Origin of the sequence: Allobosea sp. Root670 (genome assembly GCF_001429415.1) — a bacterium.
GTDB classification, from domain to species: domain Bacteria; phylum Pseudomonadota; class Alphaproteobacteria; order Rhizobiales; family Beijerinckiaceae; genus Allobosea; species Allobosea robiniae.
Window position 1 is genome coordinate 171343 of sequence record NZ_LMJU01000019.1, and the last position, 21904, is coordinate 193246.

A 21904-nucleotide genomic window follows, 5' to 3' on the forward strand; every position below is an offset into this window, starting at 1 on the left:
GGAAATTTCGTTCTTCTTTACGAACCCTCCGGGAGCTGATACTGCTCCTGTCCGTTATAAAGAACGGATCGAGAGTTCCATGCCGGCACCGGACAAAGCCGCAGCCAAGCTGCACCCCGAGACCCGCCTCGTCCATGACGGCATCCTGCGATCGCAGTTCGGCGAGACGTCGGAAGCGCTGTTCCTGACGCAGGGCCATGTCTATGACAACGCGGCGCAGGCCGAGGGCCGCTTCCTGAACACCGATCCCGGTTTTCAGTACGGCCGGCTCGGCAACCCGACGACGGCGATGCTGGAGGAGCGCATGGCCTCCTTCGAGGGCGCCGAGGCCTGCCGCGCCACCGCGACCGGCATGGCGGCCGTGACAGCGGCGATGATGGCGCCGGTGCGGGCCGGCGACCACGTGGTCGCGGCAAGTGCGCTGTTCGGCTCCTGTCGCTACATCATCGAGGATCACCTGCCGCGCTACGGCGTCGAGACCACGCTGGTCGAGGGCTCCGATATCGAGGCCTGGCGCAAGGCGGTGCGGCCCAATACCAAGCTGTTCTTCCTGGAATCACCGGCCAATCCGACGCTCGAAGTGCTCGACATCGCGGCCATCGCAGAGGTGGCGAAGGAGGCCGGCGCCAGGCTCGTCGTCGACAATGTCTTCGCCACGCCGCTCTTCCAGCGCCCGCTCGAGCTCGGCGCCGACATCGTGGTCTATTCCGCGACCAAGCATATCGACGGCCAGGGCCGCTGCCTCGGCGGGCTGATCCTCGGCTCGAAGGAATTGATCGAGGCCGATATCCAGAACTACCTGCGCCAGACCGGCCCGGTGCTCTCGCCCTTCAATGCCTGGGTGATGCTGAAGGCGCTGGAGACGCTGCCTTTGCGCGTCGGCAAGCAGGCTGAGAACGCGACCAAGGTCGCCGACTGGCTGGCGGCACAGAGCAAGCCGACCAAGGTGATCTTCCCCGGCCACAAGAGCCATCCGCAGGCCGAGATCATCAAGCGCCAGATGAGCGGCCCCTCGACCATGATCGCCTTCGAGGTTCCCGGCGGCAAGGCCGGCGCCTATCGCCTGCTCGACGCCTGCAAGCTGATCCGCATCTCGAACAATCTCGGCGACGCCAAGAGCCTGATCGTCCACCCGGCGACGACGACGCATCAGCGCTTCACGCCGAAGGTGCGCGCCGCGATGGGCGTCAGCGACGGGCTGATCCGCCTCTCGATCGGGCTGGAGCACCATGACGACCTGATCGCTGACCTGGAACAGGCGCTGGCGAAGGTTTGAGCCGGCCGCGGGGCTGGTTCGGGCCTTCACCAGTGGCCATCCCCGCCCGCCCCTGCTAAAGCGGGGCCTTTCCCGCCAAGGCTTGAGAGGCCAGCATGCGTTCGGGCGAAGTGAAGCGCCGCACCAACGAGACCGATATCGCGGTCTCGCTCCTGATCGACGGCACCGGCAAGGCCGAGATCGCCACCGGCGTCGGCTTCTTCGACCATATGCTCGACCTCTTCGCCCGCCATTCGCTGATCGACCTCTCGGTCAAGGTGAAGGGCGACACGCATATCGACGACCACCATTCGGTCGAGGATGCCGGCATCGCCATGGGCGAGGCACTGAGACAGGCGCTCGGCACCAAGAAGGGCATCCGCCGCTATGCCGACGTGCATCTGCCGATGGACGAGACACTGACGCGCGTCGCCGTCGACGTCTCCGGCCGGCCGTTCCTGGTCTTCCGTACGGAATTCAAGGCGCAGAAGATCGGCACCTTCGACACCGAGCTGGTGCGTGAGTTCTTCCAGGCCTTCGCGATCAATGCCGGCATCACGCTGCATGTCGAGACGCTCTACGGCGACAACGCCCATCATATCGCCGAAAGCTGCTTCAAGGGGCTGGCGCGCGCATTGCGGCAGGCGCTCGACGTCGATCCGCGCGAGGGCGACCGCGTACCCTCGACCAAGGGCGCTTTGTAGGAGGCGACCATGGCATTCTACACCGTCATGACGCCGCCGCCCGACGGAAGCGACCGGCGCGAGGAGATCGAACGGGCACGGCTCGTCCCCGAGCGTTTCGCCTGGGGCGCCTTCCTGTTCACCGGCCTGTGGCTGCTGGGCAAGCGGCTCTGGCTAGCGACGCTGCTGTTCGTGCTGGTCTGGGGCCTGTTGATCTGGCTGAACAGCCGCTTCGGCCTGCATGCCAGCGCGCTTTCGCTGATCTACTGGTCGATCGCGCTGTTCCTCGGCATCGAGGGCCACAACCTCGTCGTCCGCAAGCTGACCCGCCAGGGCTGGCGGCTTACCGATGTCGTCGAGGCCCGCAACCTGGCCGAGGCCGAGCGCCGCTATTTCGAGCGGGCGCTCGCCGGCGAAACCACGCTGCCGCGCGTCGAGGCCACCACTCCCGCCGCTGTAGCGCGGCCAAGCGGGCCGCTGCCGATCATCGGCCTGTTCCCGGAGGCCCGGGGCCGATGAGCCAGAGCGTCGCGATCATCGATTACGGCTCGGGCAACCTGCACTCGGCCGCGAAAGCCTTCGAGCGGGCTGCGGCGGAAGCCGGCATCCCGTCGACCATCCATGTCACCAGCGACACCAATGTCGTGCGCGCGGCCGACCGGATCGTGCTGCCGGGCGTCGGCGCCTTCGCCGATTGCAGGCGCGGGCTCGATGCCGTGCCCGGCATGGTCGAGACGCTGGAGGAGGTGGTGCGGGGCAAGGGCCGGCCCTTTCTCGGCATCTGTGTGGGCATGCAGCTCCTCGCCTCGCGCGGGCTGGAATACACGGTAACGGAGGGCCTCGGCTGGATTCCGGGCGACGTCACGCTGATCAAGCCGACGGACGACGCCCTGAAGATCCCGCATATGGGCTGGAACACCCTGCACAAGCAGGATGAGCACCCCCTGCTCGACGGCATCGAGACCGGCCCGCAGGGGCTGCACGCCTATTTCGTCCATTCCTATGCGCTGGCGGCTGAACGCCCGCAGGACGTGCTGGCCCTGACCGAGCATGGCGGGCCGGTGACCGCGATGGTCGCGCATGGCAACGTCGCCGGCACGCAGTTCCACCCCGAAAAGAGCCAGAAGCTGGGGCTGAAGCTCATCACGAATTTCTTGAGCTGGGCACCATGATCCTCTTCCCCGCGATCGACCTGAAGGAAGGCCGCTGCGTCCGGCTGAAGCAGGGCGACATGGCGCAGGCCACGGTCTTCAACGACGACCCGGCGGCGCAGGCCGCCGATTTCGAGGCCCAGGGCTTCCAGTGGCTGCATGTCGTCGATCTCGACGGCGCCTTCGCCGGCAAGCCGATGAACGCGGCCGCGGTCGAGGCGATCCTCAAGCGCGTGGCCTTTCCGGTGCAGCTCGGCGGCGGCATCCGCGACATGAAGACGGTCGCCGGCTGGCTCGAGAAGGGCATCCGCCGCGTCATCATCGGTACGGCGGCGGTGCGCGATCCCTGCTTCGTGCGCGAGGCGGCGAAGGCATTTCCAGGACAAGTCGCGGTTGGAATCGACGCGCGAGACGGCTTCGTGGCTGTGGAAGGCTGGGCCGAGACCTCCTCGCTGGCGGCGGCCGATCTCGGCAGACGCTTCGAGGATGCCGGAGTCGCCGCGATCATCTACACCGACATCGCCCGCGACGGCATGCTGCAGGGCATCAACTGGGAGGGCACGATCGCGCTGGCGCAGGCCGTCTCGATTCCGGTGATCGCCTCCGGCGGACTGGCCTCGATGGCCGATATCGAGCGGCTCTGTGCCGATGATGCCGCGATCCTCGAAGGTGCGATCACCGGCCGGGCGCTCTATGACGGGCGCATCGATCCGGCGGCGGCGCTGAAGCGGCTGGCGGCGTAATTTTCATCCTCCGCCGTCATCCCGGGCAAGCGAAGCGCAGACCCGGGATGACGGCGGAGTGGTTGTCGATCAGCGCACGAACTGGTCGTAGATCTTCGCGAATTCGCCGGTGGCCTTGGCGAGGTGCAGCCACTGGTCGACGAAGCCCTTGAAGGTCGCGTCGCCACGCGGAAGCATGTAGCCCATCTCGCCATATTGCAGAGGCTCGTCGGGATTGACGGCGCAGAGGCCGGGCTTGGCCTTCTCCTGCACCTTCACCTCGATCGACTCGGCGATCATCAGGTCGGCCTTGCCCGCGAGGATCTCGTTGAAGATCGTGACGTTGTCCGGGAAGACCTCGATCTTGGCATGCTTGAAATTGGCGCGCACGAAGCGCTCGTTGGTGCCGCCGGGATTGACGATGACGCGGGTCTCCGGCTTGTCGATATCGGCGACCGTCTGGAATTTCGCCTTGTCCGCACAGCGCACGATCGGCGCCTTGCCGTTGACGAGATAGGGCGAGGAGAAGAACACCTTCTTCTGCCGGTCGAGCGTCACCGAGATGCCGCCCATCGCGACGTCGCATTTGCCCGAACCCATGTCGGTCAGCAGGTCGGCCCATTTCGTCTGGACGAACTTGGCCTCGACGCCGAGCGCCTTGGCGAGCGATTTCGCCAGCTCGATGTCGATGCCCTCGAAGGAGCCGTCCTTCGCCAGGGTGAAGGGCTTGTAGTCGCCGGTGGTGCAGACCTGCAGCGCGCCGCGGCTCTGGACGGTGTCGAGCAGGCTCGGCGCGGTTTGCGCCCGCGCGCCCGAGGCGACGACAGCGGTAACGGCAAAAGCCAGGCCGGCCGCGACGCCAGCCCGGCGAATCATCGATGCAATAGCCATGGAACTCCCCTCTTTGGACTGCTATCAGTCGCCGCCAGCAGAGCAGGGTTGCGGTTCGCGATCAATCCACCCTGCGCCCGCAGGACCGCGTTGCCGCCGATGACCCTGAAGACCCGCATCATCCCCTGCCTCGACGTCAAGGACGGCCGCGTCGTCAAGGGCGTCAAGTTCCTCGATCTCGTCGATGCCGGCGATCCCGTCGAGGCCGCCAAGGCCTATGACGCGGCCGGCGCCGACGAGCTCTGCTTCCTCGACATCACCGCGAGCCACGAGGATCGCGGCATCCTGTTCGACGTGGTCACCCGCACGGCCGAAGCCTGCTTCATGCCGCTTACCGTCGGCGGCGGCGTGCGCAAGGTCGAGGATATCCGGGCACTGCTCCTCGCCGGCGCCGACAAGGTCTCGATCAACACCGCCGCCGTGACCAACCGCCAGTTCGTCAAGGAAGCGGCCGAGAAATTCGGCGCGCAGTGCATCACGGTCGCGATCGACGCCAAGCAGGTCACGCCCGGCCGCTGGGAGATCTTCACCCATGGTGGGCGCAACGCCACCGGCATCGAGGCCGTCGCCTTCGCCCGCGAGGTCGTCTCGCTCGGCGCCGGAGAGCTGCTGGTCACCTCGATGGACCGCGACGGCACCAAGGTCGGCTACGATCTCGGCCTGACGCGGGCGATCGCGGACGCGGTCCCGGTCCCGGTCATCGCGTCGGGCGGCGTCGGCGATCTCGACGATCTCGTCGCCGGCGTCGCGCAAGGCCATGCCTCGGCCGTGCTCGCCGCCTCGATCTTCCATTTCGGCACCTACACGATCGGCCAGGCCAAGGCGCATATGGCGGAAGCCGGCCTCAGGATGAGGCAGGACTGAGATGGCTGGTTTCACCCTCTCCGATCTCGAAGCCCGCATCGCCGAGCGCGCCGCCGCATCGCCCGAGGAATCCTGGACGGCGAAGCTGCTCGCCGCCGGGCCCGAGCGCGCGGCCAAGAAATTCGGCGAAGAGGCGGTCGAGGCCGTCATCGCCGCCGTGAAGGGCGACCGCGCCGAGCTGATCGCCGAAAGCGCCGACGTGCTCTATCATCTTTTGGTTGTGCTTCGGGCGCGCGATGTTGCATTGCGGGACGTCTTGAGCCAGCTTGAAACTCGCACGGCCCGCTCCGGACTGGCGGAAAAGGCGGCCAGACCCCGGTAATCAGCCGGTTTAAGTTGCGTGAGGACGGACCTGGCAGGATGACCCTCCCTTGAACCTCGAAGCCTGGATTGCGGGCCGCGTCATGGACCAGCGCCTCATCCCGACACCGGAGCGCGACCTGGTCTCGCCCTATCGGCTGTTCTCGCGCGACGAGTGGGCCCATCTGCGCGCCGACCAGCCGCTGACGCTCTCGGTCGACGACCTGACCAAGCTGCAATCGATCAACGATCCGATCTCGCTCGACGAGATCGTCGCGATCTACCTGCCGCTGTCGCGGCTGCTCTCGCTCTATGTCGCGGCGACGCAAGGGTTGTTCAAGGCGACGCAGCGCTTCCTGATGGCCGAGTCCGAGCCGAAGGTACCCTATGTCATCGGCGTCGCCGGCTCGGTCGCGGTCGGCAAGTCGACCACGGCGCGCGTGCTCAAGGCGCTGCTCTCGCGCTGGCCGAACACCCCGAAGGTCGAACTCGTCACCACCGACGGTTTCCTCCTGCCCAATGCCGAGCTCGAGCGGCGCGGGCTGATGCAGCGCAAGGGCTTCCCGGAGAGCTACGACGGCGCGGCAATCCTGCGCTTCCTCTCGGACGTCAAGGCCGGCAAGCCGCGGGTCAGCGCGCCGGTCTATTCGCACCTCGTCTACGACGTCGTGCCAGGCGAGACGGTGACGGTCGAGCGGCCGGACATCCTGATCCTCGAAGGGCTGAACGTGCTGCAGCCGAGCCGGATGCCCAAGGACGGCACCGTCATCCCCTTCGTCTCCGATTATTTCGACTTCTCGGTCTATCTCGATGCCGACGAGAACGACCTGCATCGCTGGTATGTCAACCGCTTCATGACGCTGCGCCAGACGGCCTTCCGCGACCCGCGCTCGTTCTTCCGCAAATATGCGGAGATCGGCGAGGAGGAGGCGCTCGCCATCGCCGAGAAGCTCTGGACCGGGATCAACCTGCCGAACCTCCAGGACAACATCCTGCCGACCCGCCAGCGCGCCAGCCTGATCCTGACCAAGGGCGCGAGCCATCGCATCCAGCAGGTCGCGCTGCGACGGCTTTGATGGAAGCCTTCGGCGCGCTCGCCGCCATGGCGGGCGCGGCCTTCGTCGCCGCGACCCTGCTGCCGGCGCAATCGGAAGCGGTCTTCGTCGGACTGCTCGCGGCGAAAAGCGTCGATCCGCTCGCGTTGTTCCTGACCGCGAGTCTCGCGAACACCGCCGGTTCGATCCTGAACTGGTGGCTCGGCCGATTGATCGCGCGCCATGGCGTCGACAGGTTGCCGGCGCGCCTGCGGCCCGATCCGAAGCGCTTCGTCCAGGCACAGGACCTGTTCGCCCGCTTCGGCTGGCCATCCCTGTTATTCGCCTGGCTGCCGCTGGTCGGCGACCCCCTGACTTTCGCGGCGGGCACCCTGAACTATCCGTTCTGGCGTTTCACCGTCCTCGTCCTGATCGGCAAGGCCGGACGCTACGCGGCACTCTGGGCGGGTTGGGCCAGTCTCGCCTGAACCGGGCGCCACCTCGAAGACGCCTCCGGCATGTGGCTCCGCCATCCCGGAGGCGCACAGCCGGCATTTGCGAAACCAGCCGGGCCGGGCTACCAGCGAAGACGTCCGTTCAAGGAGATTTGACTATGAGCATTCAGCGTATCGGCGTCGGCCCGCGTATGTCCAAGGCCGTCGTGCATGGCAACACCGTCTATCTGGCCGGCCAGGTCTGCGACAAGGCAGCGGGCAAGAGCGTCGGCGAGCAGACCCAGGAAATCCTCGGCATCATCGACGGCCTCCTGGCCGAGGCCGGCACCGACAAGACGAAGCTGCTGATGGTCAACATCTGGCTCTCCGACATCTCGACCTTCGCCGAGATGAACGCCGTCTGGGACAAGTGGGTCGTCGCCGGCTCCACGCCGGGCCGCGCCACGGTCGAGGCCAAGCTCGCCGCGCCGCAGTTCACGGTCGAGATCGCGGTCATCGCCGCCAAGTAAGCCATCCCGGAACGCCGCGCGCCCATCCGGGCGCGCGGCGTTCCCTTTCACCGGACCGGAGCGGGGAGGCAACCATCAGCCAGACCGACCAGATCGCTCCGCTTCTCGCCCGCGTCGCCGGGCGCAGCGGCATCGCGCCAATGGCTCTGGCAGCGATGATCGCGGATTGGCTGCGCCGTCCCGGCTCCAGCCCGCCGAGCGAAAACCTGCTCGACCGCAAGGCAGCCGACTTTGCTGCGTTGGTGAAGCGCCTTGCGACGCCGCTGGGCGACGCGGAGATTCGGCGGCTGCGGAGCGAGGCGGCAGGCGCCATCGCCACGGGCCGCTTCGCCGAAGCCGACAAGAGCCTCGCCGAAGCCGAACTGCATGCCATCGGCGGCTCCACCGACCTGTCGGCTCTGCCGCTCGAACGCCGGCTGCTGATCGGCGAGAACCGCGCCGACCGGGCCGCGCTCAGCTTCCTGCGCACGACGGCCGAGGCCTATCGCGAAGCCGCCGCCCGCTATGGCGAGGCCTCCGCCCTGATCGGCCTCGCCGCTATCGACCGCAGCCGCGACGCCGCACTGGACCAGGCGAAAGCCATGGCCCGGATCAGCGAGGATTTCGGCGGACGCGAGGGCTATGACGCCGCCATAGCCACCCTGCGCCGATTGCTCGAAGGGCTGGACAGCCTGAGCGATACCGTCGCCTTCGCCGGAGCTCAGGAAGCGCTGGCCACCGCGCTCGACAGGCTCGCCGGACTCAGCGGCGACAGCAAGCTGCTCAACGAGGCTCTCGTCCATTGCCGGGCCGGGCTGGAGGATCTGCGCCATGACGAGGCGCCGGCGCTCTGGCGCGCCCTGAAGCTGCGTTTCGGCCGGCTCGCCGTGAATCTCGGCATTTCACAGAAGGACGACAACCTGCTCGAGGAGGCGGTCGCGACCTACGCCACGGCGCTCGCGGTCTGGAAGCGCAGCGACGACGAGGCCCGCTGGCTCGAAGCGGAGCACATGATTTCGCGTGCGCGCGCCACGCTCGGCGGACGCCGCAGCGACCTCGCCCTGCTCGAACGCGCCTTCAACGGGCTCAACCGCGTCTCCCAGGCGATCGATCGCAGCCGCGATCCCATGCGCTGGGCCGAGCTCCAGAACCAGATGGGCGGCGTGCTGGCCTCGATGGGCGAGCGCTACAGCGAGCCCGTCGTGATCGAGGAGGCGATCGCCGCCTTCGCCGCCGCGCTGGAGGAATATCGCCAGGAGCGCGCGCCGCTGCTCTGGGCGCAGACACGGGCCAACCAGGCCGAAGCCATGCTCCAGCTCGCGCGCCGCAACAAGGACAAGCCCCTGGCCCAGCAGGCGCTCGCCCAGTTGATGGCGGCAACCGAAGCCGCTCGACAGGCCGCGAACGGCACCGCGGTCGCCGCTGATCTGCAGAAGCGGCTCGGGGCCGCCGGCGCGATCGCGACCAAACTGATCGCCGGCTGATTCAGCCGATCCTCTGCCCTCAGCGCGGGCGGCGCGCCGCCAGCCGCTCCAGCGCGGCATCGAGCGTCGCGTCGCGCTTGGCAAAGCAGAAGCGGACGACGTTCTTGACCGCGCCCTCGGCATAGAAGGCGCTGACCGGAATCGCGGCGACGCCATTCTCGGTCACCAGACGGCGGCAGAAATCGACGTCGTCGCTTTCGCCGAGCGGAGCGATGTCGACATTGAGGAAATAGGTACCGGCGCTCGGCAGCACCGCGAAGCCGAGATCGCGCAGGCCGGCGGCGAAACGATCGCGCGAGCGCTGGAAATCGGCGCGCATGCCCTCGTAATAGCCGTCCTCCTTGCCGAGACCGAAGGCCACCGCGGCCTGCAGGTTCGGCGGCGTCGTGAAGGTGAGAAACTGATGCGCCTTGGATAGCACGCGCATGATCGCCGGCGCCGCCATGACGAGCCCGACCTTCCAGCCGGTCAGCGAGAAGATCTTGCCGGCAGACGAGATCTTGACGGTGCGCTCGCGCATGTCCGCCCGTCCGAGCACCGAAGCATGGCGGTGCCCGTCGAAGACGACATGCTCCCAGACCTCGTCGCAGATCGCGATCGCGTCATGGCGGACGCAGAAATCGGCGAGCAGGTCGAGATCGGCCTTGCCGAAGATCGTCGCCGTCGGGTTCAGTGGATTGTTGAACAGCACGACCCTGGTCTTCGGCGAGAAGGCCCTGGCCAGCGCTTCCTCGGTCAGGCCGAAATGCGGCGGGGTCAGCGTCACGAATTTGGGGATGCCGCCGGCGCGCCGCACCAGCGGCAAATAGGCGTCGTACATCGGCTCGAACAGCACGACCTCGTCGCCCGGTGTGATCAGAGCCATCAATGCGCCGGCGATCGCCTCCGTCGCGCCCGAGGTCACCATGATCTCGCTGTTCGGATCGAGATCGAGCCCCTGCCAATGCTTGTAATGCTTGGCCGTCGCTTCGCGCAGCTCGGGCAGGCCCATCATCGGCGGATACTGGTTCCAGCCGTCGACGACTGCTTCAGCCGCCTTCTGGCGGACATCGAGCGGGCCCGGATCATCCGGGAAGCCCTGTCCGAGATTGACCGCGCCGGTCTCGCGGGCGAGCTGCGACATCACCTCGAAAACGGTGGTGGGGAGGGCGGAGAGGATCGGATTCATCGCGGTCGGATCGGCTCGGCAAGGGCAGGAGCCTTGGCTGTAGCACGCAGTAAAGGGCCATGCATCCAGTCGGCAGCCGGCTTCAAAGGTCCGGCGAAAAATAGCGAATGATGAATGTTGACATTCGTCAGTGATCAGTGTCTATTGGATTTCAGCCGGTCTTCGGCGGACGCCTGTTGCGACTTCGCCCCTTTGGCGCAGCAGGATGCCGCAGAAGACCGGCGAACCTTGTCAGGAGGGTGCAAGCCTCCCGCGGCACTCGCCGCCGCTGCTTTCCGCACGTGTGCAAACCGCGCTAAGCAGACGCATGGCCCGCTCCCCCGCTCCCGCGATCATGATCCTCGGCACCGGCTCCAATGTCGGGAAGTCGCTGATCGTCGCCGGCTTGTGCCGGCTCTTCGCCAATCGCGGGCTGAAGGTGCGACCGTTCAAGCCGCAGAACATGTCGAACAATGCCGCCGCGACCGGCGCCGGTGAGATCGGCCGGGCGCAGGCACTCCAGGCCCGCGCCGCCCGGATCGCCCCGCATCCCGACATGAACCCGGTTCTGCTCAAGCCCGAGGGCGAGCAGGGCAGCCAGATCATTCTGCAAGGCCGCGTCGCCGGCCGCCTCTCCTCGCGCGATTTCGGGCGGCGCGGGGATTTCATGCCGCAGGTGCTCGACAGCTTTGCACGCTTGAGCGACGGCGCCGATCTCGTCATCGTCGAAGGCGCGGGATCGCCGGCCGAAACGAACCTGCGCGCCCGCGATATCGCCAATCTCGGCTTCGCCCGCGCTGCCGACGTCCCGGCCGTGCTGATCGGCGATATCGACCGCGGCGGCGTCATCGCGAGCCTGATCGGGACCCATGCGGTTCTCGATGCCGAAGACAGGGCGATGATCCGCGCTTTTGCGATCAACCGCTTCCGGGGCGCCGTCGAGCTGTTCGCGCCCGGCGTCGCGACGATCGAGCGGGCCACGAGCTGGCCCAGCCTCGGCATCGTACCCTGGTTCGCCGATGCCGCCCGGCTGCCGGCCGAGGACGGGCTCGACATCAGCTCGGGGCGCAAGCCCGGAGCCCGGATCAGGATCGCCGTGCCGGTCTTGCCGGGCATCGCCAATTTCGACGATCTCGACCCGCTCAAGCTGGAGGCGGATGTCGACCTCGCCATGACCGGGCCTGGCCAGCCTTTGCCGGGAGATGCCGATCTCATCATCCTGCCGGGCTCCAAGACCACGCTGCGCGACCTCGCGGCGCTGCGCCGGGAAGGCTGGGACATCGATATCCTCGCGCATCGCCGCCGCGGCGGGCGCGTGCTCGGACTCTGCGGCGGGTACCAGATGCTCGGCCGAGTCGTGCGCGATCCGTTGGGGCTGGAGGGACCGCCGGGAGAGGCGCCCGGCCTCGGCCTGCTCGACGTCGAAACCACGCTCGACGCCGACAAGACCGTCCGCGAAGTCGATTTCGTCGATGCCGCGAGCGCGACCGACGGCCGGGCCTACGAGATCCATCTCGGCCGGACCGAGGGCCTCGACACGGCCCGCGCGCCCTTCTGGGTCGAAGGCCGCGCGGAGGGTGCCGCGAGCGCGGACGGGCGGGTCGTTGGCAGCTACCTGCATGGCATCTTTGCTTCGGACGCGGTACGCAGCGCCTGGCTGGCAGCCGTCGACAAGGAGCGAGGTGCGTCGGCGCTGCTCTATGAAGATGCGGTCGAAGCGACGCTCGATGCGCTCGCAGCGCATCTGGATCGCCATTTCGACACGGAAACCCTGCTCAAGCTCGCCCGGACGCGTATTTCCGCTGGGTAAGCGAATTCGGGAACCTCGGCTGCCTTCGCCGGTTCTCCCGACGCAGCTTCGCGGGAGGATTGATGCACATCAAGGCAAAAGTCTTTATTCGCCATTATGTTGACGAATGATGAAATTCGTCATAACGATCAATTCTTCACCGCCTTCGTTTGAAACAACCCAGCCGGCGACGCCGTGAGTAACCCCGAACGCGATACCAGGCAGATCATCGTCGACACCGCCGAACGCTTCTTCCGCGATATCGGGTACCAGAAGACGACCGTGGCGGACATCGCCAAATCCCTGCGGATGAGCCCCGCCAACGTCTATCGCTTCTTCGACTCCAAGAAGTCGATCAACGAGGCCGTGCTCGAGCGCTACAAGCGCGAGCAGGAGGAGGCCATCGCGACGATCGCCGCCGAGGATCGCTCCGCCGCAGAGCGCCTGCGCGACATCCTGGCGACCTCCTATCGCCTGAACGCGGCCCGCTTCGCCGGCCATGCCCGGATGCAGGAAATGGTCTGCGCCGCGATGGAGGAGAGCTGGGATGCGATCATCGCCCATATCGAGCGCTTCGACGTGGTGCTGCGCCGTGTCGTCGCCGACGGCATCGCCCGCGGCGAGTTCCGGCCGATGGAGCCGGCCCATGCCACGGGCTGCATCCGCACCGCGATGATCCGCTTCATGCACCCGCTGCTGATCACGCAATGCGAGTGCATTCCCGGCCCGAACGCGGATGAGATGATCGCCTTCGTGCTCAGCGCGCTGGAAGCGAGACCCCAAGGCCGCTGAGCGATCGTCTAGTTTTTGATTTCGCATCGGCTTTCCCGAAAACCGCGCCCCACTTTTCGGGCCGATGCCCCAACGCGTTGACAAGCCGCCGAGGGAGCGGGATACCGCCCGGACATGGCCATCCTGCCCAAACAGAATCTCAAGAAGCTCGCCGTCATCCTGCATGACCTCGCGGTCACGGCGCTGGCGATCTGGCTCGTCTTCGTCGTCCGCTTCGAAGGGGCGCAGCTCATCGAGCACCTGCGCTACCTGCCGCGCTTCCTGCCCTTCTTCGCGGCCTATGCCGGGCTGGTCTACTGGCTGTTCTCGCTCTACCGCTCGAAATGGCGCTTCGCCTCGCTGCCGGACCTCTCGAACATCGTCAAGGCGGTTTCCGTCCTGACCGTGACGCTGCTGGTGGTCGATTATGTGCTGGTCGCGCCGAATTTCTACGGCGCCTTCTATTTCGGCAAGATCTCGATCGCGCTGTACTGGCTGGTGCAGGTCGCGCTGCTCGGCGGCCCGCGCCTCGCCTATCGCTATTTCAAATATGCGCGGTCGCGGACCTCAGCCGTGCGCGAGGCGTGCCTGCCGGCGCTGCTGCTCGGGCGCGGCGTCGAGATCGAAATGGTGATCCGCGCGATGGAAGCCGGCACGATGCGGCGCCTCCGGCCAGCCGGCATCCTGTCGCCCCGCCCCGATGATCTCGGCCAGTCGATCCGCGGCGTGCCGGTGCTCGGGCTGCTCGGCGATATCGAGCGGGTCGCGGGCGAAGCGATCGAGCACGGCGAAGCCTACCGCCGGATCGTCGCGACCCCTTCCGCCCTGCTGCCTGAGGCACAGCCTGAAAAATGGCTGGCGCGGACCCGCAAGCTCGCCCTGCCGATCTCGCGCATCGACAGCCTGGGCGAGGGCGTGCGCGATACGGAGGTCGCTCCGCTGGAGATCGAGGACCTGCTGGTCCGATCGACCGTCGCGATTGACCGTGAAAGGCTGGGCTCGTTCCTGAAGGGCAAGCGCGTCATCGTCACCGGCGGCGGCGGCTCGATCGGTTCCGAGATCTGCCTGCGCTGCGCTGCCTTCGGCGCGGCCGAACTGCTCGTCGTCGAAAGCTCGGAACCTGCGCTGTTCCAGATCACCGAACAGCTTTCGGTGCAGGCGCCCGACACCGCCATCTCCGGCGTGCTGGCCGATGTCCGCGACCGCGAGCGGATCATGCCGCTCTTCGCCGGTTTCCGGCCCGATATCGTCATCCATGCCGCTGCGCTCAAGCACGTGCCCTATCTGGAGGCCGACTGGAGCGAGGGCATCAAGACCAATATCTTCGGCTCGGTGAACGTCACCGACGCGACCGTCGCCGCCGGCGCCCGGACCTTCGTGCTGATCTCGACCGACAAAGCGATCGAGCCCGTCTCGATGCTCGGCGCGACCAAGCGCTTCGCCGAGATCTACGCGCAATCGCGCGATGCCGAACTCGCCGCGGATTCCGGAATCAGGCTGGTCGCGGTGCGCTTCGGCAACGTGCTAGGCTCGGCCGGCTCGGTGGTGCCGAAATTCAAGGCGCAGATCGCCCGGGGCGGACCGGTCACCGTCACCAGCCCCGAGATGATCCGCTATTTCATGACGATCCGCGAGGCCTGCGACCTCGTGCTGACCGCCGCCTCCCATGCCCGCTCCGGAGAGACGCAAGCGGAGCGCGCCGCCGTCTACGTGCTCAAGATGGGTCAGCCGATGCGGATCATGGATCTGGCCGAGCGGATGATCCGCCTTGCCGGCTTCGAGCCGGGCGAGGATATCGAGATCATCGTCTCCGGCGTCAGGCCCGGCGAGCGGCTGAACGAGATCCTGTTCGCTCGCGACGAGCCGATGGCGGAAACCGGGCTCGACGGCGTGATGGCGGCCAAGCCGATCTTCGCCGGCCGCGCCAGGATCGAGGCCTGGCTGGCACAGCTCCAGGCGGCCGTGAAAGCCAATGACCAGGCTGCGGCCCATGCCGTGCTCGACGAGGCGATCCCGGATTTCAGCCGGCGCGCCTCGAAGCGGCCAGACGCGCCAGCGCCGCCTTCGTCTCAACCTGCGGCCGCCAGCCGGCACTGAGCAGGCGCTCGGGCCGGGCGACAAGGCTGCCCGCCAGCTTGAGGAAGGTGTCCTCGCGGCCGGCAAGACGCGCCAGCCGGCGCAACCAGGCTTCGGGCATGGGCAGGAGACCCGGGCCGCGCCCGAGCCCGGCGCGCATCGCGGCCAGCATGTCGGAGACGCTGATCGGGTCCGGGTCGGACAGCGCATAGCTCTGCCGTGCCGGGCAGGCCGGCGTCAGCGCAAACAGGATGGCGCTGGCCAGGTTCTCGACGGCGAGCAGAGAGCGCGGCGCCTTCAAGCCACCGAAGGGCAGCGGCACCGGCAAGCGCGCCAGCTTGAGAAGTGCCGCCATATTGGCCTTCACGCCCAGCCCATAGATCAGGACCGGACGCAGGGCGACCCAATCCAGATCGAGCTCGACGAATCCCCGCTCAGCCGCAAGCTTGGAGCGGCCATAGGCGTCACCGGGCGCGGGCTGCATGTCCTCGCGCAGGGGCGGGCCGTCGACGGCATCGGTCAGCGCCTTGATCGAGGAGAGGTAGACGAAGCGCTGCACCCCGGCTGCCCGGGCGGCGCGGGCGAGCTCCAGCGTCGCCTCGGTATTGAGGCGGCGGTAGAGCGCCTCGTCGAGCCCGGGCCCGGCATGGGCGAGGCCGGCCATGTGCACGACATGGTCGATGCCCTCCAGGGCCGTGCGCCAGTCGACCGGAGACATCAGATCGCCGGTCACGATCGCTTCCGCGCCCGCAGGAACCGGTTTCTGGCTGCGCTGGGCCAGACGCGGGCGATAGCCGGCCCGAACCAGCGCCGCAACGACATGCGGCCCGACGAAGCCGCTCGCGCCGGTGACGAGGACGCGCTCGTCAGCCATGCCGCGGGCCTGTCGCGAAGCGACGCAGCAGCAGGCCGGTGAGCACAGCGGCGACGGCCAGGCAGGCGAACTGGACCGGGAGGGCCGGCCAGATCAGCGAAACGCCCGCGATGGCGGCAAGCGCCAGGTTGAGCAGGGCGACCCGGCCGACCACGCCCGGCACGCTGAAGCCGTTCGTCGTCGCCTGCTGGTAGAAATGCGAGCGATGCGCCTCCCAAACCTTCTCGCCGCGGGCGAGGCGCCGCAGCAGCGTGATCGTGGCGTCCGTGATGTGGTAGAGCGGCAGGATCAGCGCGGCGGCGAAAGCGCCGGTGCCGGCCAGCCGATAGAGTAGATAGGCGGTGAGAAGGCCGATCGGCAGCGAGCCGACATCGCCGAGGAACAGCCGCGCCACCGGCCGGTTGAACGGCGCGAAGCCAAGCAGCCCACCGCAGAGCGCGGCGGCGAGCCAGCCGGTCACCGGATCGATCGTGCCGGCCATGCCGGCGAGCGCGAGCGCCGCCGCCAGCGGCACCATGCCGGCCACCGTGATCCAGTCGAGCCCGTCCATGAAATTGACGAGGTTGACGAACCAGACACCCGCCAGGAGCGCCAGGGCGCGCTCGACCGGCAGCGACAGGAATTCGGGAAACAGGCGCAGCTCCGGCGCTGCGCGAAGCAGCACGAAACCGACGCAGACCGCCTGCAGAACGAGCCTGACGCTCGCCGGCAGCGGGCGGATATCGTCCCAGGCGCCGACGATGCCGAGGCCGGTCACGGCGACAGCCAGCACCAACACCGAGCGGGTTGCTTCACCCTCGACCGGCACCAGCCAGAGTGCCGCCCCCAGTGCGAGGAAGGCGCCGGCGAGAACGGCGATGCCGCCGCCCTGCGGAGTCGGGATCTTGTGGCTGGACCTGGCATTCGGCCGTGCCAGCGCATAGCGCAGCAGGAGCGGGCGCAGCGCCACGCACAAGACCGCCGCCAGAACGGCGGCGGCAGCACAGATCAACAGAGGGCGAAGCACGCTTTCCAAGGTGCCCGCACCATAGTCGAGGCGGCGCAAAAGCCTAGAGGGCGCGCCGCCCTATCCGCGTGAAGCGGCTCTCTGAAGCCGCTCTCCGAAGCAGCACCTGGCCTACTGCCTGAAGCCGATCAGAACGCCGTCGGCGCCAAGCTGGAGCTGCAGCCCCTGACGACGCGTCGCGAGCTTGAGCGTCACGCCCTTGTCGTTGCGCAGCCAGGTGGTTCCACGGCCGGCGGCGCCGACGGCCCAGCCCTCCTTGAGCTGGACATAGGCCCCCGCGAAGTCGGACCTGCGGTGCAACCCGTAGACCGTACCCGAGGCGACCGAGCGCGAAGCGCCGATCGAGCCGATGCCGAGCCCGCCCACCGTGATCGGGTAGGAGCGACCCTGGAAACGCAGCGTCCCGCCGCCGGCCTCGCCGGAGGCGATGAAGCCCGCCTGAACCTGTTCGAGACGCACGGTTCCCGTCGCCGGGCCAAGCGAGCGCTGCTGCGCCATGGCCGGCGAAGCCAGCATCAGAACGGCGGCGAGGGTGGTGGCTGTCTGCCTGATCGTCATCATATCCTGCTCCTTGCGCCGAACCGGCGGCTCAAAGCATCGGACCAAATACGATATTCGGTTCGATGATCTGGCAGACCAACCCGCGAAACGACGATTCGATCCCGGATGGGGGGCGACATTGCAGCGGGATCGGAATCGCGGACGGAGAACCGCGGCGCAGCGCCGGCCTGCGTGCCGCCAGGTCACGGCAGAGCGTCAAGGCTGCAACGTCAAAAGGCCACAATGAGGCGCTAACAATGCCCGATCGATCGCGTGATTCGACTGGCCCGCCGCAACAGGCGCGTTGCCCGACTTTCCACCTCTTCGACAATCGAACGCCGCTTCGCGGCACGCTGCCGCCGGCATTCCGCCCGGCAGCCTTACAGGCAGCGCGGCTACGCCGCGCGCCACTGGAACGACATGAAAAGCAAAATCCGACACGACCACAACAAGACGCAGCCCCCTGGCCCATCGGCCTCGGGACCTTCGCTGCCGAAATCCGCCCCGAACTGGAAACCCGAACCCTGCGGCCTCTCCCGCGAGGAGTTGCGCAGGATCGTCGCGCGGATCATGGGCTGAGGAGAAAGCCATGCACCTCGAACATCCCCGGCTGCCGGCACCCCGCCGGCGCAATCGAACGGAGAAGCCGGCAGGTTCCGACCTGCAGGCACGCCATGACCGCGCCGCGACCCTCGCCCGAGGGTTCGAAGCGGCTGGCGACAAGGTCGCCGCAGAACGCTTCTATCAGCAGGCCGACCACTTTCGCCGCCTGTTGAACGGCAAAACCTCGCAGCCCGGAACTGCGGTCATCTGAAAATTTTCGAGATAAGGGCCTGGCCCATCGGGATTTTGGAGCGGGCGATCGGGATCGAACCGACGACATTCAGCTTGGGAAGCTGACGTTCTACCACTGAACTACGCCCGCATGCCCTTCACGCTGGCGAAGCAGCGCGCGGCAGGCCCGCGTTCATAGCGGGTCCGAGCCCCAGTGTCATCCGGGAATCGCCGCAGGCAGCTCCAATTGCGCGGAGCGTATCAGGCGGCTCCTCAGCCCTTGAAATGCTTGGAGAGCTTCAGGGCCTGGCTCTGGTAGTTCGACTTCAGATCGGCGCCGTAGAGCGCCTCCGGCCGGGCCGCCATGCTCTCAAAGACCAAACGGCCGGCGGCGCGCGGGAAATGGTCCAACGCGTAACTTTGGCCCTTAACGGACACGCGGAACATCCGCTTTCCGGCAATCCAGTTTGCGAGGCGATTTTGCGGCCAATCCTGACCCGATTACGGGCGTAGGCATTGTCCGGTTGAGGACGCACTCATGAGCCGATCGAAGGTGGGCCAGCCAGTCGCGCCGCGGACACCGGCCAACTAGCCTTCATGGTCCAAAAGTGAAGCGATCCGACGCTGAACATCAACGGGGTCTGGAATGTGGCGATACTCGATCGTCGGCAGCATTTGCGGAATGGTTGCTAAGACGTCTTCGGTCCCCGACGCATAAACGAGTGCATCCACATCTGCCGCCAGCGACGCGATGTCGGCGGCGCTCCCTGCTGTCAAATTCAGAAGCCCGAGAGAGGTTGCAAAGCGGGTAACCCCCGACTTCATGATCGGCAGGAACTCCGGAACGCGAGCAACCAGCAGCAGGCGAGCCCCCGACTCGATGGCCGCAAGCGCGCGACGCGTCTCCTCGGCAGGAACAAAGCGTATCCCAACGACTCGGGCGCCGGGCAAAAGGCTGGCAACTTCGCGTCTTCGGTTGACGAAGGTCACGACGAGATCGGACGAAGCGATCCTCGACCGGGATGCGGAATCCTGCTGAATCTGATTCATCGTCGCCGGTTCGACGGTTGCTGTCGGGCCGATCTGCTCCGCGATCAGACGGGCGTAGCGCGCCGTTGTCGGCCCGAAGAGGCCGACCACTGCAATGCTCTTGCGGCGGCCGAGACGGGCCCGCGACGCCAGTCGTGCATGGATCAGCGATGCAACATCCGAGGTGCGCAACCCGAGCGACAAACCCTTATCGATCAACGCGTCGATCTGACCATGCAGCGCGGCAAAGCCCTCCTGCGCGTGCAACGGCTCGCCGCCGCTTTCGGCAATGAAGGTGCCCGAACCTGCGCGGGTCTCTATCAGCCCGAGCCCCTTTAGATCGGAGTAAGCTTGGCTCACGGTCATCGGTGCCACGCCGAGTGCAGAAGCCAAGTCCCTGACCGAGGGTAACGGCTCACCCGGTGCCGCATCGCCACAAGCGATCGCATATTCGATCAAGCCCTTGAGCTGCTGCCGGATCGAAATCGGCAAGGACCTGTCGATCGTGAAATCCATGCGTTGCCTTCCCAACACGTGCTGCGGCGCGTTTGCTGCGAGTCACTCATTTGCCTATCCGAGGAGTTTCGTCCCACATGGAACTTATTGACGGCCGCTGACGCACGTGAGAGTGTTATAGTATCATGGTACAGTTCGGAAGCGACGCATCAGGGCCGACCTTCTCCGCACCCGCGTCCTCCACAGCGGGCGGGATGGGCTGATCGATGGCCGGCTATGTCCTCAAGCGCCTCGTCGCGATCATAGCCCTGACCTTCGGCATCACTGTCGTAGCCTTCCTCATCATCCGCCTGATTCCTGGCGACCCCGTCATCGCCATGCTGGGCACCGGCGCGGGCGACAAAGAGATGATCTCGAGACTGCGTGAGCAACTGGGCCTGACCCGACCGCTGCACGAGCAGTACTTCGTCTGGATCGGCCAGGTGCTCCGCGGTGATTTCGGCTATTCCTATGCGAACCAGCAAACGGTCTCATCGCTGATCGCCTCCAGCTTTCCTGCGACTGCCCAGTTGACGCTGGCGGCATTGACGATCTCGCTGATCTTCGGTTCGGCGATCGGCATCGTCGCGGCAGTGAGACGCAATCGCGCAGCCGACACCGCCGGCATGGGCTTCGCGCTGATCTGCATGTCGATCCCGAGCTTCTGGCTCGGCCTGCTGCTGATCCTGATGTTCGCCGTTGTATGGCCGATCTTCGATGTCGTCGGCGGGACCGGACTAAAGGGCCTCGTGTTGCCGGCGGTGACACTGGCTCTCGGCACGATGGGCTTCAATGCCCGCTTCATTCGCTCCAGCGTCATCACTGCGCTGGCACAGCAGCACGTCACCACCGCCCGCGCCAAGGGTGTGCCGGAGGTCAGGTTGTTCGCTTGGCATGTCATGCGCAATGCGCTGCTGCCGATCCTCACCATCATCGGCCTGCAGATCGGCCAACTCCTCTCCGGCTCGGTCATCGTCGAGACTGTATTCTCGCGGCCGGGCATCGGACGCCTCCTGATCCAGGCGATCCTGGCCAAGGACTACATGACGGTGCAGGCGCTGATCATGATGATCGCGCTCATCTACGCGCTGTCGAACTTCATCGTCGATATCCTCTACCCCGTGCTCGATCCGCGGATCGCACGATGACGGATAGCGCTCAAATTCCCGCCGTCTTCGCAGTCGAGCCCAATCCCGCCGTGCTCGCTACCCGTCGCTGGTCGCGCCGCCGCGCCGTGCTGCGCGCGCTTCGTCACCGCAGCCTTTCGCTCGGTCTCGTCATCTGCACGATGCTGGCGTTCCTCGCCTTCGTCCTGCCGCTGTTCATCACGGTCGATCCAGTCGCGCAGGATCCGATGGCGACCTTCTCGCCGCCCACCGCGGTCCACCTCATGGGCACTGATGCATTTGGCCGCGACCTGCTGGCGCGGGTTCTGATCGGCGCGCGCACCACGATGATCGCCAGCCTCTCCGTGGTCCTGCTCGGGGCACTCGCCGGCACCACGGTCGGGATCGTCGCGGGCTATGTTGGCGGGGCGGTGGGCTTCGGCATCATGCGCCTCATCGACCTCCTCCTTGCCTTCCCCGGCATCCTGCTGGCGCTCACCGTGACGGCAATCCTCGGACCAGGTCTCGTCAACGGCGTCCTCGCCATCGCGGTGATCCTCGTGCCGGTCTTCGCACGGCTCGTCGAGGGGGCGACGGTCGAGGTTCGCGGGTTGCCTTACGTCGAGGCGGCGCGCTGCGCCGGCGCCTCCCAGGCGCGGATCATCCTGCGCTACATCCTGCCCAATGTGATGTCAGGCATCATCGTGCTGACCACGACCTGGCTCGGCATCGCCGCGCTCTGGGTCACGGCGCTCGGCTTCATCGGCCTCGGCGTTCAGCCGCCGACGCCGGAGCTCGGCGCGATCCTGAACGACGGCCAGAACTACATCACGCTCGCCTGGTGGATCACGGTGTTCCCAGGACTCTTCCTCTCACTCTTCGTCGTCGGCGTGAACCTGGTCGGCGATGGTCTGCGGGATGAACTCGACCCGACGCTCAATCGCGGCTGAAGCCGCCCAAAAAAGGGGAT

24 protein-coding genes and 1 tRNA gene are annotated in these 21904 nt (G+C 66.9%); 17 read left to right on the forward strand and 8 right to left on the reverse strand.

The window, feature by feature from the left end; translation table 11 throughout:
- The first annotated feature begins 79 nt into the window (after positions 1 to 79).
- The 5 genes from metZ (at position 80) to hisA (ending at position 3832) form a co-directional block, all read left to right on the forward strand.
- Entirely contained in the window at positions 80 to 1276 is a 1197-nt protein-coding gene (metZ, locus tag ASE61_RS23245) for an O-succinylhomoserine sulfhydrylase (protein WP_061971007.1), read from the forward strand.
- Positions 1277 to 1371: 95 nt separating this feature from the next.
- A complete protein-coding gene (gene hisB / locus ASE61_RS23250) occupies positions 1372 to 1959 on the forward strand; it encodes an imidazoleglycerol-phosphate dehydratase HisB (protein ID WP_061971009.1) in 588 nt (195 codons plus the stop codon).
- A 9-nt stretch (positions 1960 to 1968) separates the two neighbouring features.
- Positions 1969 to 2457, forward strand: a complete 489-nt coding sequence (locus tag ASE61_RS23255; RefSeq protein ID WP_061971011.1) for a DUF2628 domain-containing protein — start codon at positions 1969 to 1971, stop codon at positions 2455 to 2457.
- Positions 2454 to 3110, forward strand: a complete 657-nt coding sequence (hisH, locus tag ASE61_RS23260) for an imidazole glycerol phosphate synthase subunit HisH (RefSeq protein WP_061971013.1) — start codon at positions 2454 to 2456, stop codon at positions 3108 to 3110. Before ASE61_RS23255 ends, hisH begins: the two co-directional genes overlap by 4 nt.
- On the forward strand, positions 3098 to 3832 hold the full coding sequence (hisA, locus tag ASE61_RS23265) for a 1-(5-phosphoribosyl)-5-[(5-phosphoribosylamino)methylideneamino]imidazole-4-carboxamide isomerase (RefSeq protein ID WP_200959682.1): 735 nt from the start codon (positions 3098 to 3100) through the stop codon (positions 3830 to 3832). Before hisH ends, hisA begins: the two co-directional genes overlap by 13 nt.
- Positions 3833 to 3901: 69 nt before the next feature.
- Here the strand turns inward: hisA and ASE61_RS23270 are convergent, their stop codons facing one another.
- Positions 3902 to 4702: a transporter substrate-binding domain-containing protein gene (locus ASE61_RS23270; RefSeq protein ID WP_082617674.1), complete on the reverse strand. Its 801-nt coding sequence runs from the start codon at positions 4700 to 4702 to the stop codon at positions 3902 to 3904.
- Positions 4703 to 4801: 99 nt separating this feature from the next.
- Here ASE61_RS23270 and hisF point away from each other — a divergent pair, with 99 nt between their 5' ends.
- The 6 genes from hisF to ASE61_RS23300 all read left to right on the forward strand — a co-directional run bounded on the left by hisF (position 4802) and on the right by ASE61_RS23300 (position 9327).
- On the forward strand, positions 4802 to 5566 hold the full coding sequence (hisF, locus tag ASE61_RS23275) for an imidazole glycerol phosphate synthase subunit HisF (RefSeq protein WP_061971185.1): 765 nt from the start codon (positions 4802 to 4804) through the stop codon (positions 5564 to 5566).
- 1 nt (position 5567) lies between these two features.
- Positions 5568 to 5888 carry a phosphoribosyl-ATP diphosphatase gene (locus tag ASE61_RS23280; RefSeq protein ID WP_061971018.1) on the forward strand — a complete coding sequence of 107 codons (321 nt, stop codon included), beginning with the start codon at positions 5568 to 5570 and terminating at the stop codon, positions 5886 to 5888.
- Between the two features lie 82 nt (positions 5889 to 5970).
- On the forward strand, positions 5971 to 6942 hold the full coding sequence (coaA, locus tag ASE61_RS23285; RefSeq protein ID WP_061971187.1) for a type I pantothenate kinase: 972 nt from the start codon (positions 5971 to 5973) through the stop codon (positions 6940 to 6942).
- A complete protein-coding gene (locus ASE61_RS23290) occupies positions 6942 to 7388 on the forward strand; it encodes a YqaA family protein (RefSeq protein WP_061971020.1) in 447 nt (148 codons plus the stop codon). The genes coaA and ASE61_RS23290 overlap by 1 nt, the downstream gene beginning before the upstream one ends.
- Positions 7389 to 7513: 125 nt before the next feature.
- Positions 7514 to 7864: a RidA family protein gene (locus ASE61_RS23295; RefSeq protein WP_061971022.1), complete on the forward strand. Its 351-nt coding sequence runs from the start codon at positions 7514 to 7516 to the stop codon at positions 7862 to 7864.
- A 140-nt stretch (positions 7865 to 8004) separates the two neighbouring features.
- Positions 8005 to 9327 (forward strand): hypothetical protein, encoded by a 1323-nt coding sequence (locus tag ASE61_RS23300; RefSeq protein ID WP_061971023.1) that lies wholly within the window; start codon positions 8005 to 8007, stop codon positions 9325 to 9327.
- A gap of 19 nt (positions 9328 to 9346) precedes the next feature.
- On the opposite strand, the gene ASE61_RS23305 is transcribed toward ASE61_RS23300, so the two are convergent.
- Positions 9347 to 10495 carry an aminotransferase gene (locus ASE61_RS23305; protein WP_061971025.1) on the reverse strand — a complete coding sequence of 383 codons (1149 nt, stop codon included), beginning with the start codon at positions 10493 to 10495 and terminating at the stop codon, positions 9347 to 9349.
- 307 nt (positions 10496 to 10802) lie between these two features.
- On the opposite strand from ASE61_RS23305, the gene ASE61_RS23310 reads away from it, so the two are divergent.
- From ASE61_RS23310 to ASE61_RS23320, 3 genes are all read left to right on the forward strand, one after another.
- Complete coding sequence (locus ASE61_RS23310; protein WP_061971027.1) at positions 10803 to 12284, forward strand: cobyric acid synthase; 1482 nt, start codon at positions 10803 to 10805, stop codon at positions 12282 to 12284.
- A 174-nt stretch (positions 12285 to 12458) separates the two neighbouring features.
- A complete protein-coding gene (locus tag ASE61_RS23315) occupies positions 12459 to 13055 on the forward strand; it encodes a TetR/AcrR family transcriptional regulator (RefSeq protein ID WP_061971028.1) in 597 nt (198 codons plus the stop codon).
- 123 nt (positions 13056 to 13178) lie between these two features.
- Positions 13179 to 15131, forward strand: coding sequence for a nucleoside-diphosphate sugar epimerase/dehydratase (locus tag ASE61_RS23320; RefSeq protein WP_061971189.1), 1953 nt, complete (start codon positions 13179 to 13181; stop codon positions 15129 to 15131).
- Here the strand turns inward: ASE61_RS23320 and ASE61_RS23325 are convergent.
- From ASE61_RS23325 to ASE61_RS23335, 3 genes are all read right to left on the reverse strand, one after another.
- Positions 15055 to 15984, reverse strand: coding sequence for an NAD-dependent epimerase/dehydratase family protein (locus ASE61_RS23325; protein WP_061971030.1), 930 nt, complete (start codon positions 15982 to 15984; stop codon positions 15055 to 15057). The two genes, ASE61_RS23320 and ASE61_RS23325, sit on opposite strands and share 77 nt — an antisense overlap.
- On the reverse strand, positions 15977 to 16990 hold the full coding sequence (locus ASE61_RS23330; protein WP_061971190.1) for an MraY family glycosyltransferase: 1014 nt from the start codon (positions 16988 to 16990) through the stop codon (positions 15977 to 15979). Before ASE61_RS23330 ends, ASE61_RS23325 begins: the two co-directional genes overlap by 8 nt.
- 111 nt (positions 16991 to 17101) lie before the next feature.
- A complete protein-coding gene (locus ASE61_RS23335) occupies positions 17102 to 17548 on the reverse strand; it encodes a hypothetical protein (RefSeq protein ID WP_156407200.1) in 447 nt (148 codons plus the stop codon).
- Between the two features lie 571 nt (positions 17549 to 18119).
- Here ASE61_RS23335 and ASE61_RS23340 point away from each other — a divergent pair.
- Entirely contained in the window at positions 18120 to 18344 is a 225-nt protein-coding gene (locus ASE61_RS23340) for a DUF4167 domain-containing protein (protein ID WP_061971033.1), read from the forward strand.
- A 36-nt stretch (positions 18345 to 18380) separates the two neighbouring features.
- Here ASE61_RS23340 and ASE61_RS23345 read toward each other — a convergent pair.
- The 3 genes from ASE61_RS23345 to ASE61_RS23350 all read right to left on the reverse strand — a co-directional run bounded on the left by ASE61_RS23345 (position 18381) and on the right by ASE61_RS23350 (position 19849).
- Positions 18381 to 18455, reverse strand: a tRNA-Gly gene (locus tag ASE61_RS23345).
- A 122-nt stretch (positions 18456 to 18577) separates the two neighbouring features.
- The gene (locus tag ASE61_RS26140) at positions 18578 to 18751 is read right to left on the reverse strand and encodes a 2'-deoxycytidine 5'-triphosphate deaminase domain-containing protein (RefSeq protein ID WP_082617675.1); all 174 of its coding nucleotides are present in this window, start codon (positions 18749 to 18751) and stop codon (positions 18578 to 18580) included.
- 141 nt (positions 18752 to 18892) lie between these two features.
- Positions 18893 to 19849, reverse strand: a complete 957-nt coding sequence (locus ASE61_RS23350) for a GntR family transcriptional regulator (RefSeq protein ID WP_061971035.1) — start codon at positions 19847 to 19849, stop codon at positions 18893 to 18895.
- 206 nt (positions 19850 to 20055) lie between these two features.
- Here ASE61_RS23350 and ASE61_RS23355 point away from each other — a divergent pair, with 206 nt between their 5' ends.
- Positions 20056 to 20976, forward strand: coding sequence for an ABC transporter permease (locus ASE61_RS23355; RefSeq protein ID WP_061971041.1), 921 nt, complete (start codon positions 20056 to 20058; stop codon positions 20974 to 20976).
- On the forward strand, positions 20973 to 21884 hold the full coding sequence (locus tag ASE61_RS23360) for an ABC transporter permease (RefSeq protein WP_061971043.1): 912 nt from the start codon (positions 20973 to 20975) through the stop codon (positions 21882 to 21884). Before ASE61_RS23355 ends, ASE61_RS23360 begins: the two co-directional genes overlap by 4 nt.
- Positions 21885 to 21904 lie beyond the last annotated feature (20 nt).

Excerpts from the sequence above, each read along its gene's own strand:
- metZ (WP_061971007.1), top strand. The coding sequence starts at position 80 with ATGCCGGCACCGGACAAAGCCGCAGCCAAGCTGCACCCCGAGACCCGC.
- hisB (WP_061971009.1), top strand. The coding sequence starts at position 1,372 with ATGCGTTCGGGCGAAGTGAAGCGCCGCACCAACGAGACCGATATCGCG.
- ASE61_RS23255 (WP_061971011.1), top strand. The coding sequence starts at position 1,969 with ATGGCATTCTACACCGTCATGACGCCGCCGCCCGACGGAAGCGACCGG.
- hisH (WP_061971013.1), top strand. The coding sequence starts at position 2,454 with ATGAGCCAGAGCGTCGCGATCATCGATTACGGCTCGGGCAACCTGCAC.
- ASE61_RS23270 (WP_082617674.1), bottom strand. The coding sequence starts at position 4,702 with ATGGCTATTGCATCGATGATTCGCCGGGCTGGCGTCGCGGCCGGCCTG.
- hisF (WP_061971185.1), top strand. The coding sequence starts at position 4,802 with ATGACCCTGAAGACCCGCATCATCCCCTGCCTCGACGTCAAGGACGGC.
- ASE61_RS23280 (WP_061971018.1), top strand. The coding sequence starts at position 5,568 with ATGGCTGGTTTCACCCTCTCCGATCTCGAAGCCCGCATCGCCGAGCGC.
- coaA (WP_061971187.1), top strand. The coding sequence starts at position 5,971 with ATGGACCAGCGCCTCATCCCGACACCGGAGCGCGACCTGGTCTCGCCC.
- ASE61_RS23290 (WP_061971020.1), top strand. The coding sequence starts at position 6,942 with ATGGAAGCCTTCGGCGCGCTCGCCGCCATGGCGGGCGCGGCCTTCGTC.
- ASE61_RS23295 (WP_061971022.1), top strand. The coding sequence starts at position 7,514 with ATGAGCATTCAGCGTATCGGCGTCGGCCCGCGTATGTCCAAGGCCGTC.
- ASE61_RS23300 (WP_061971023.1), top strand. The coding sequence starts at position 8,005 with ATGGCTCTGGCAGCGATGATCGCGGATTGGCTGCGCCGTCCCGGCTCC.
- ASE61_RS23305 (WP_061971025.1), bottom strand. The coding sequence starts at position 10,495 with ATGAATCCGATCCTCTCCGCCCTCCCCACCACCGTTTTCGAGGTGATG.
- ASE61_RS23310 (WP_061971027.1), top strand. The coding sequence starts at position 10,803 with ATGGCCCGCTCCCCCGCTCCCGCGATCATGATCCTCGGCACCGGCTCC.
- ASE61_RS23325 (WP_061971030.1), bottom strand. The coding sequence starts at position 15,984 with ATGGCTGACGAGCGCGTCCTCGTCACCGGCGCGAGCGGCTTCGTCGGG.
- ASE61_RS23335 (WP_156407200.1), bottom strand. The coding sequence starts at position 17,548 with ATGACGATCAGGCAGACAGCCACCACCCTCGCCGCCGTTCTGATGCTG.
- ASE61_RS23340 (WP_061971033.1), top strand. The coding sequence starts at position 18,120 with ATGCACCTCGAACATCCCCGGCTGCCGGCACCCCGCCGGCGCAATCGA.
- ASE61_RS26140 (WP_082617675.1), bottom strand. The coding sequence starts at position 18,751 with ATGTTCCGCGTGTCCGTTAAGGGCCAAAGTTACGCGTTGGACCATTTC.
- ASE61_RS23350 (WP_061971035.1), bottom strand. The coding sequence starts at position 19,849 with ATGGATTTCACGATCGACAGGTCCTTGCCGATTTCGATCCGGCAGCAG.
- ASE61_RS23355 (WP_061971041.1), top strand. The coding sequence starts at position 20,056 with ATGGCCGGCTATGTCCTCAAGCGCCTCGTCGCGATCATAGCCCTGACC.
- ASE61_RS23360 (WP_061971043.1), top strand. The coding sequence starts at position 20,973 with ATGACGGATAGCGCTCAAATTCCCGCCGTCTTCGCAGTCGAGCCCAAT.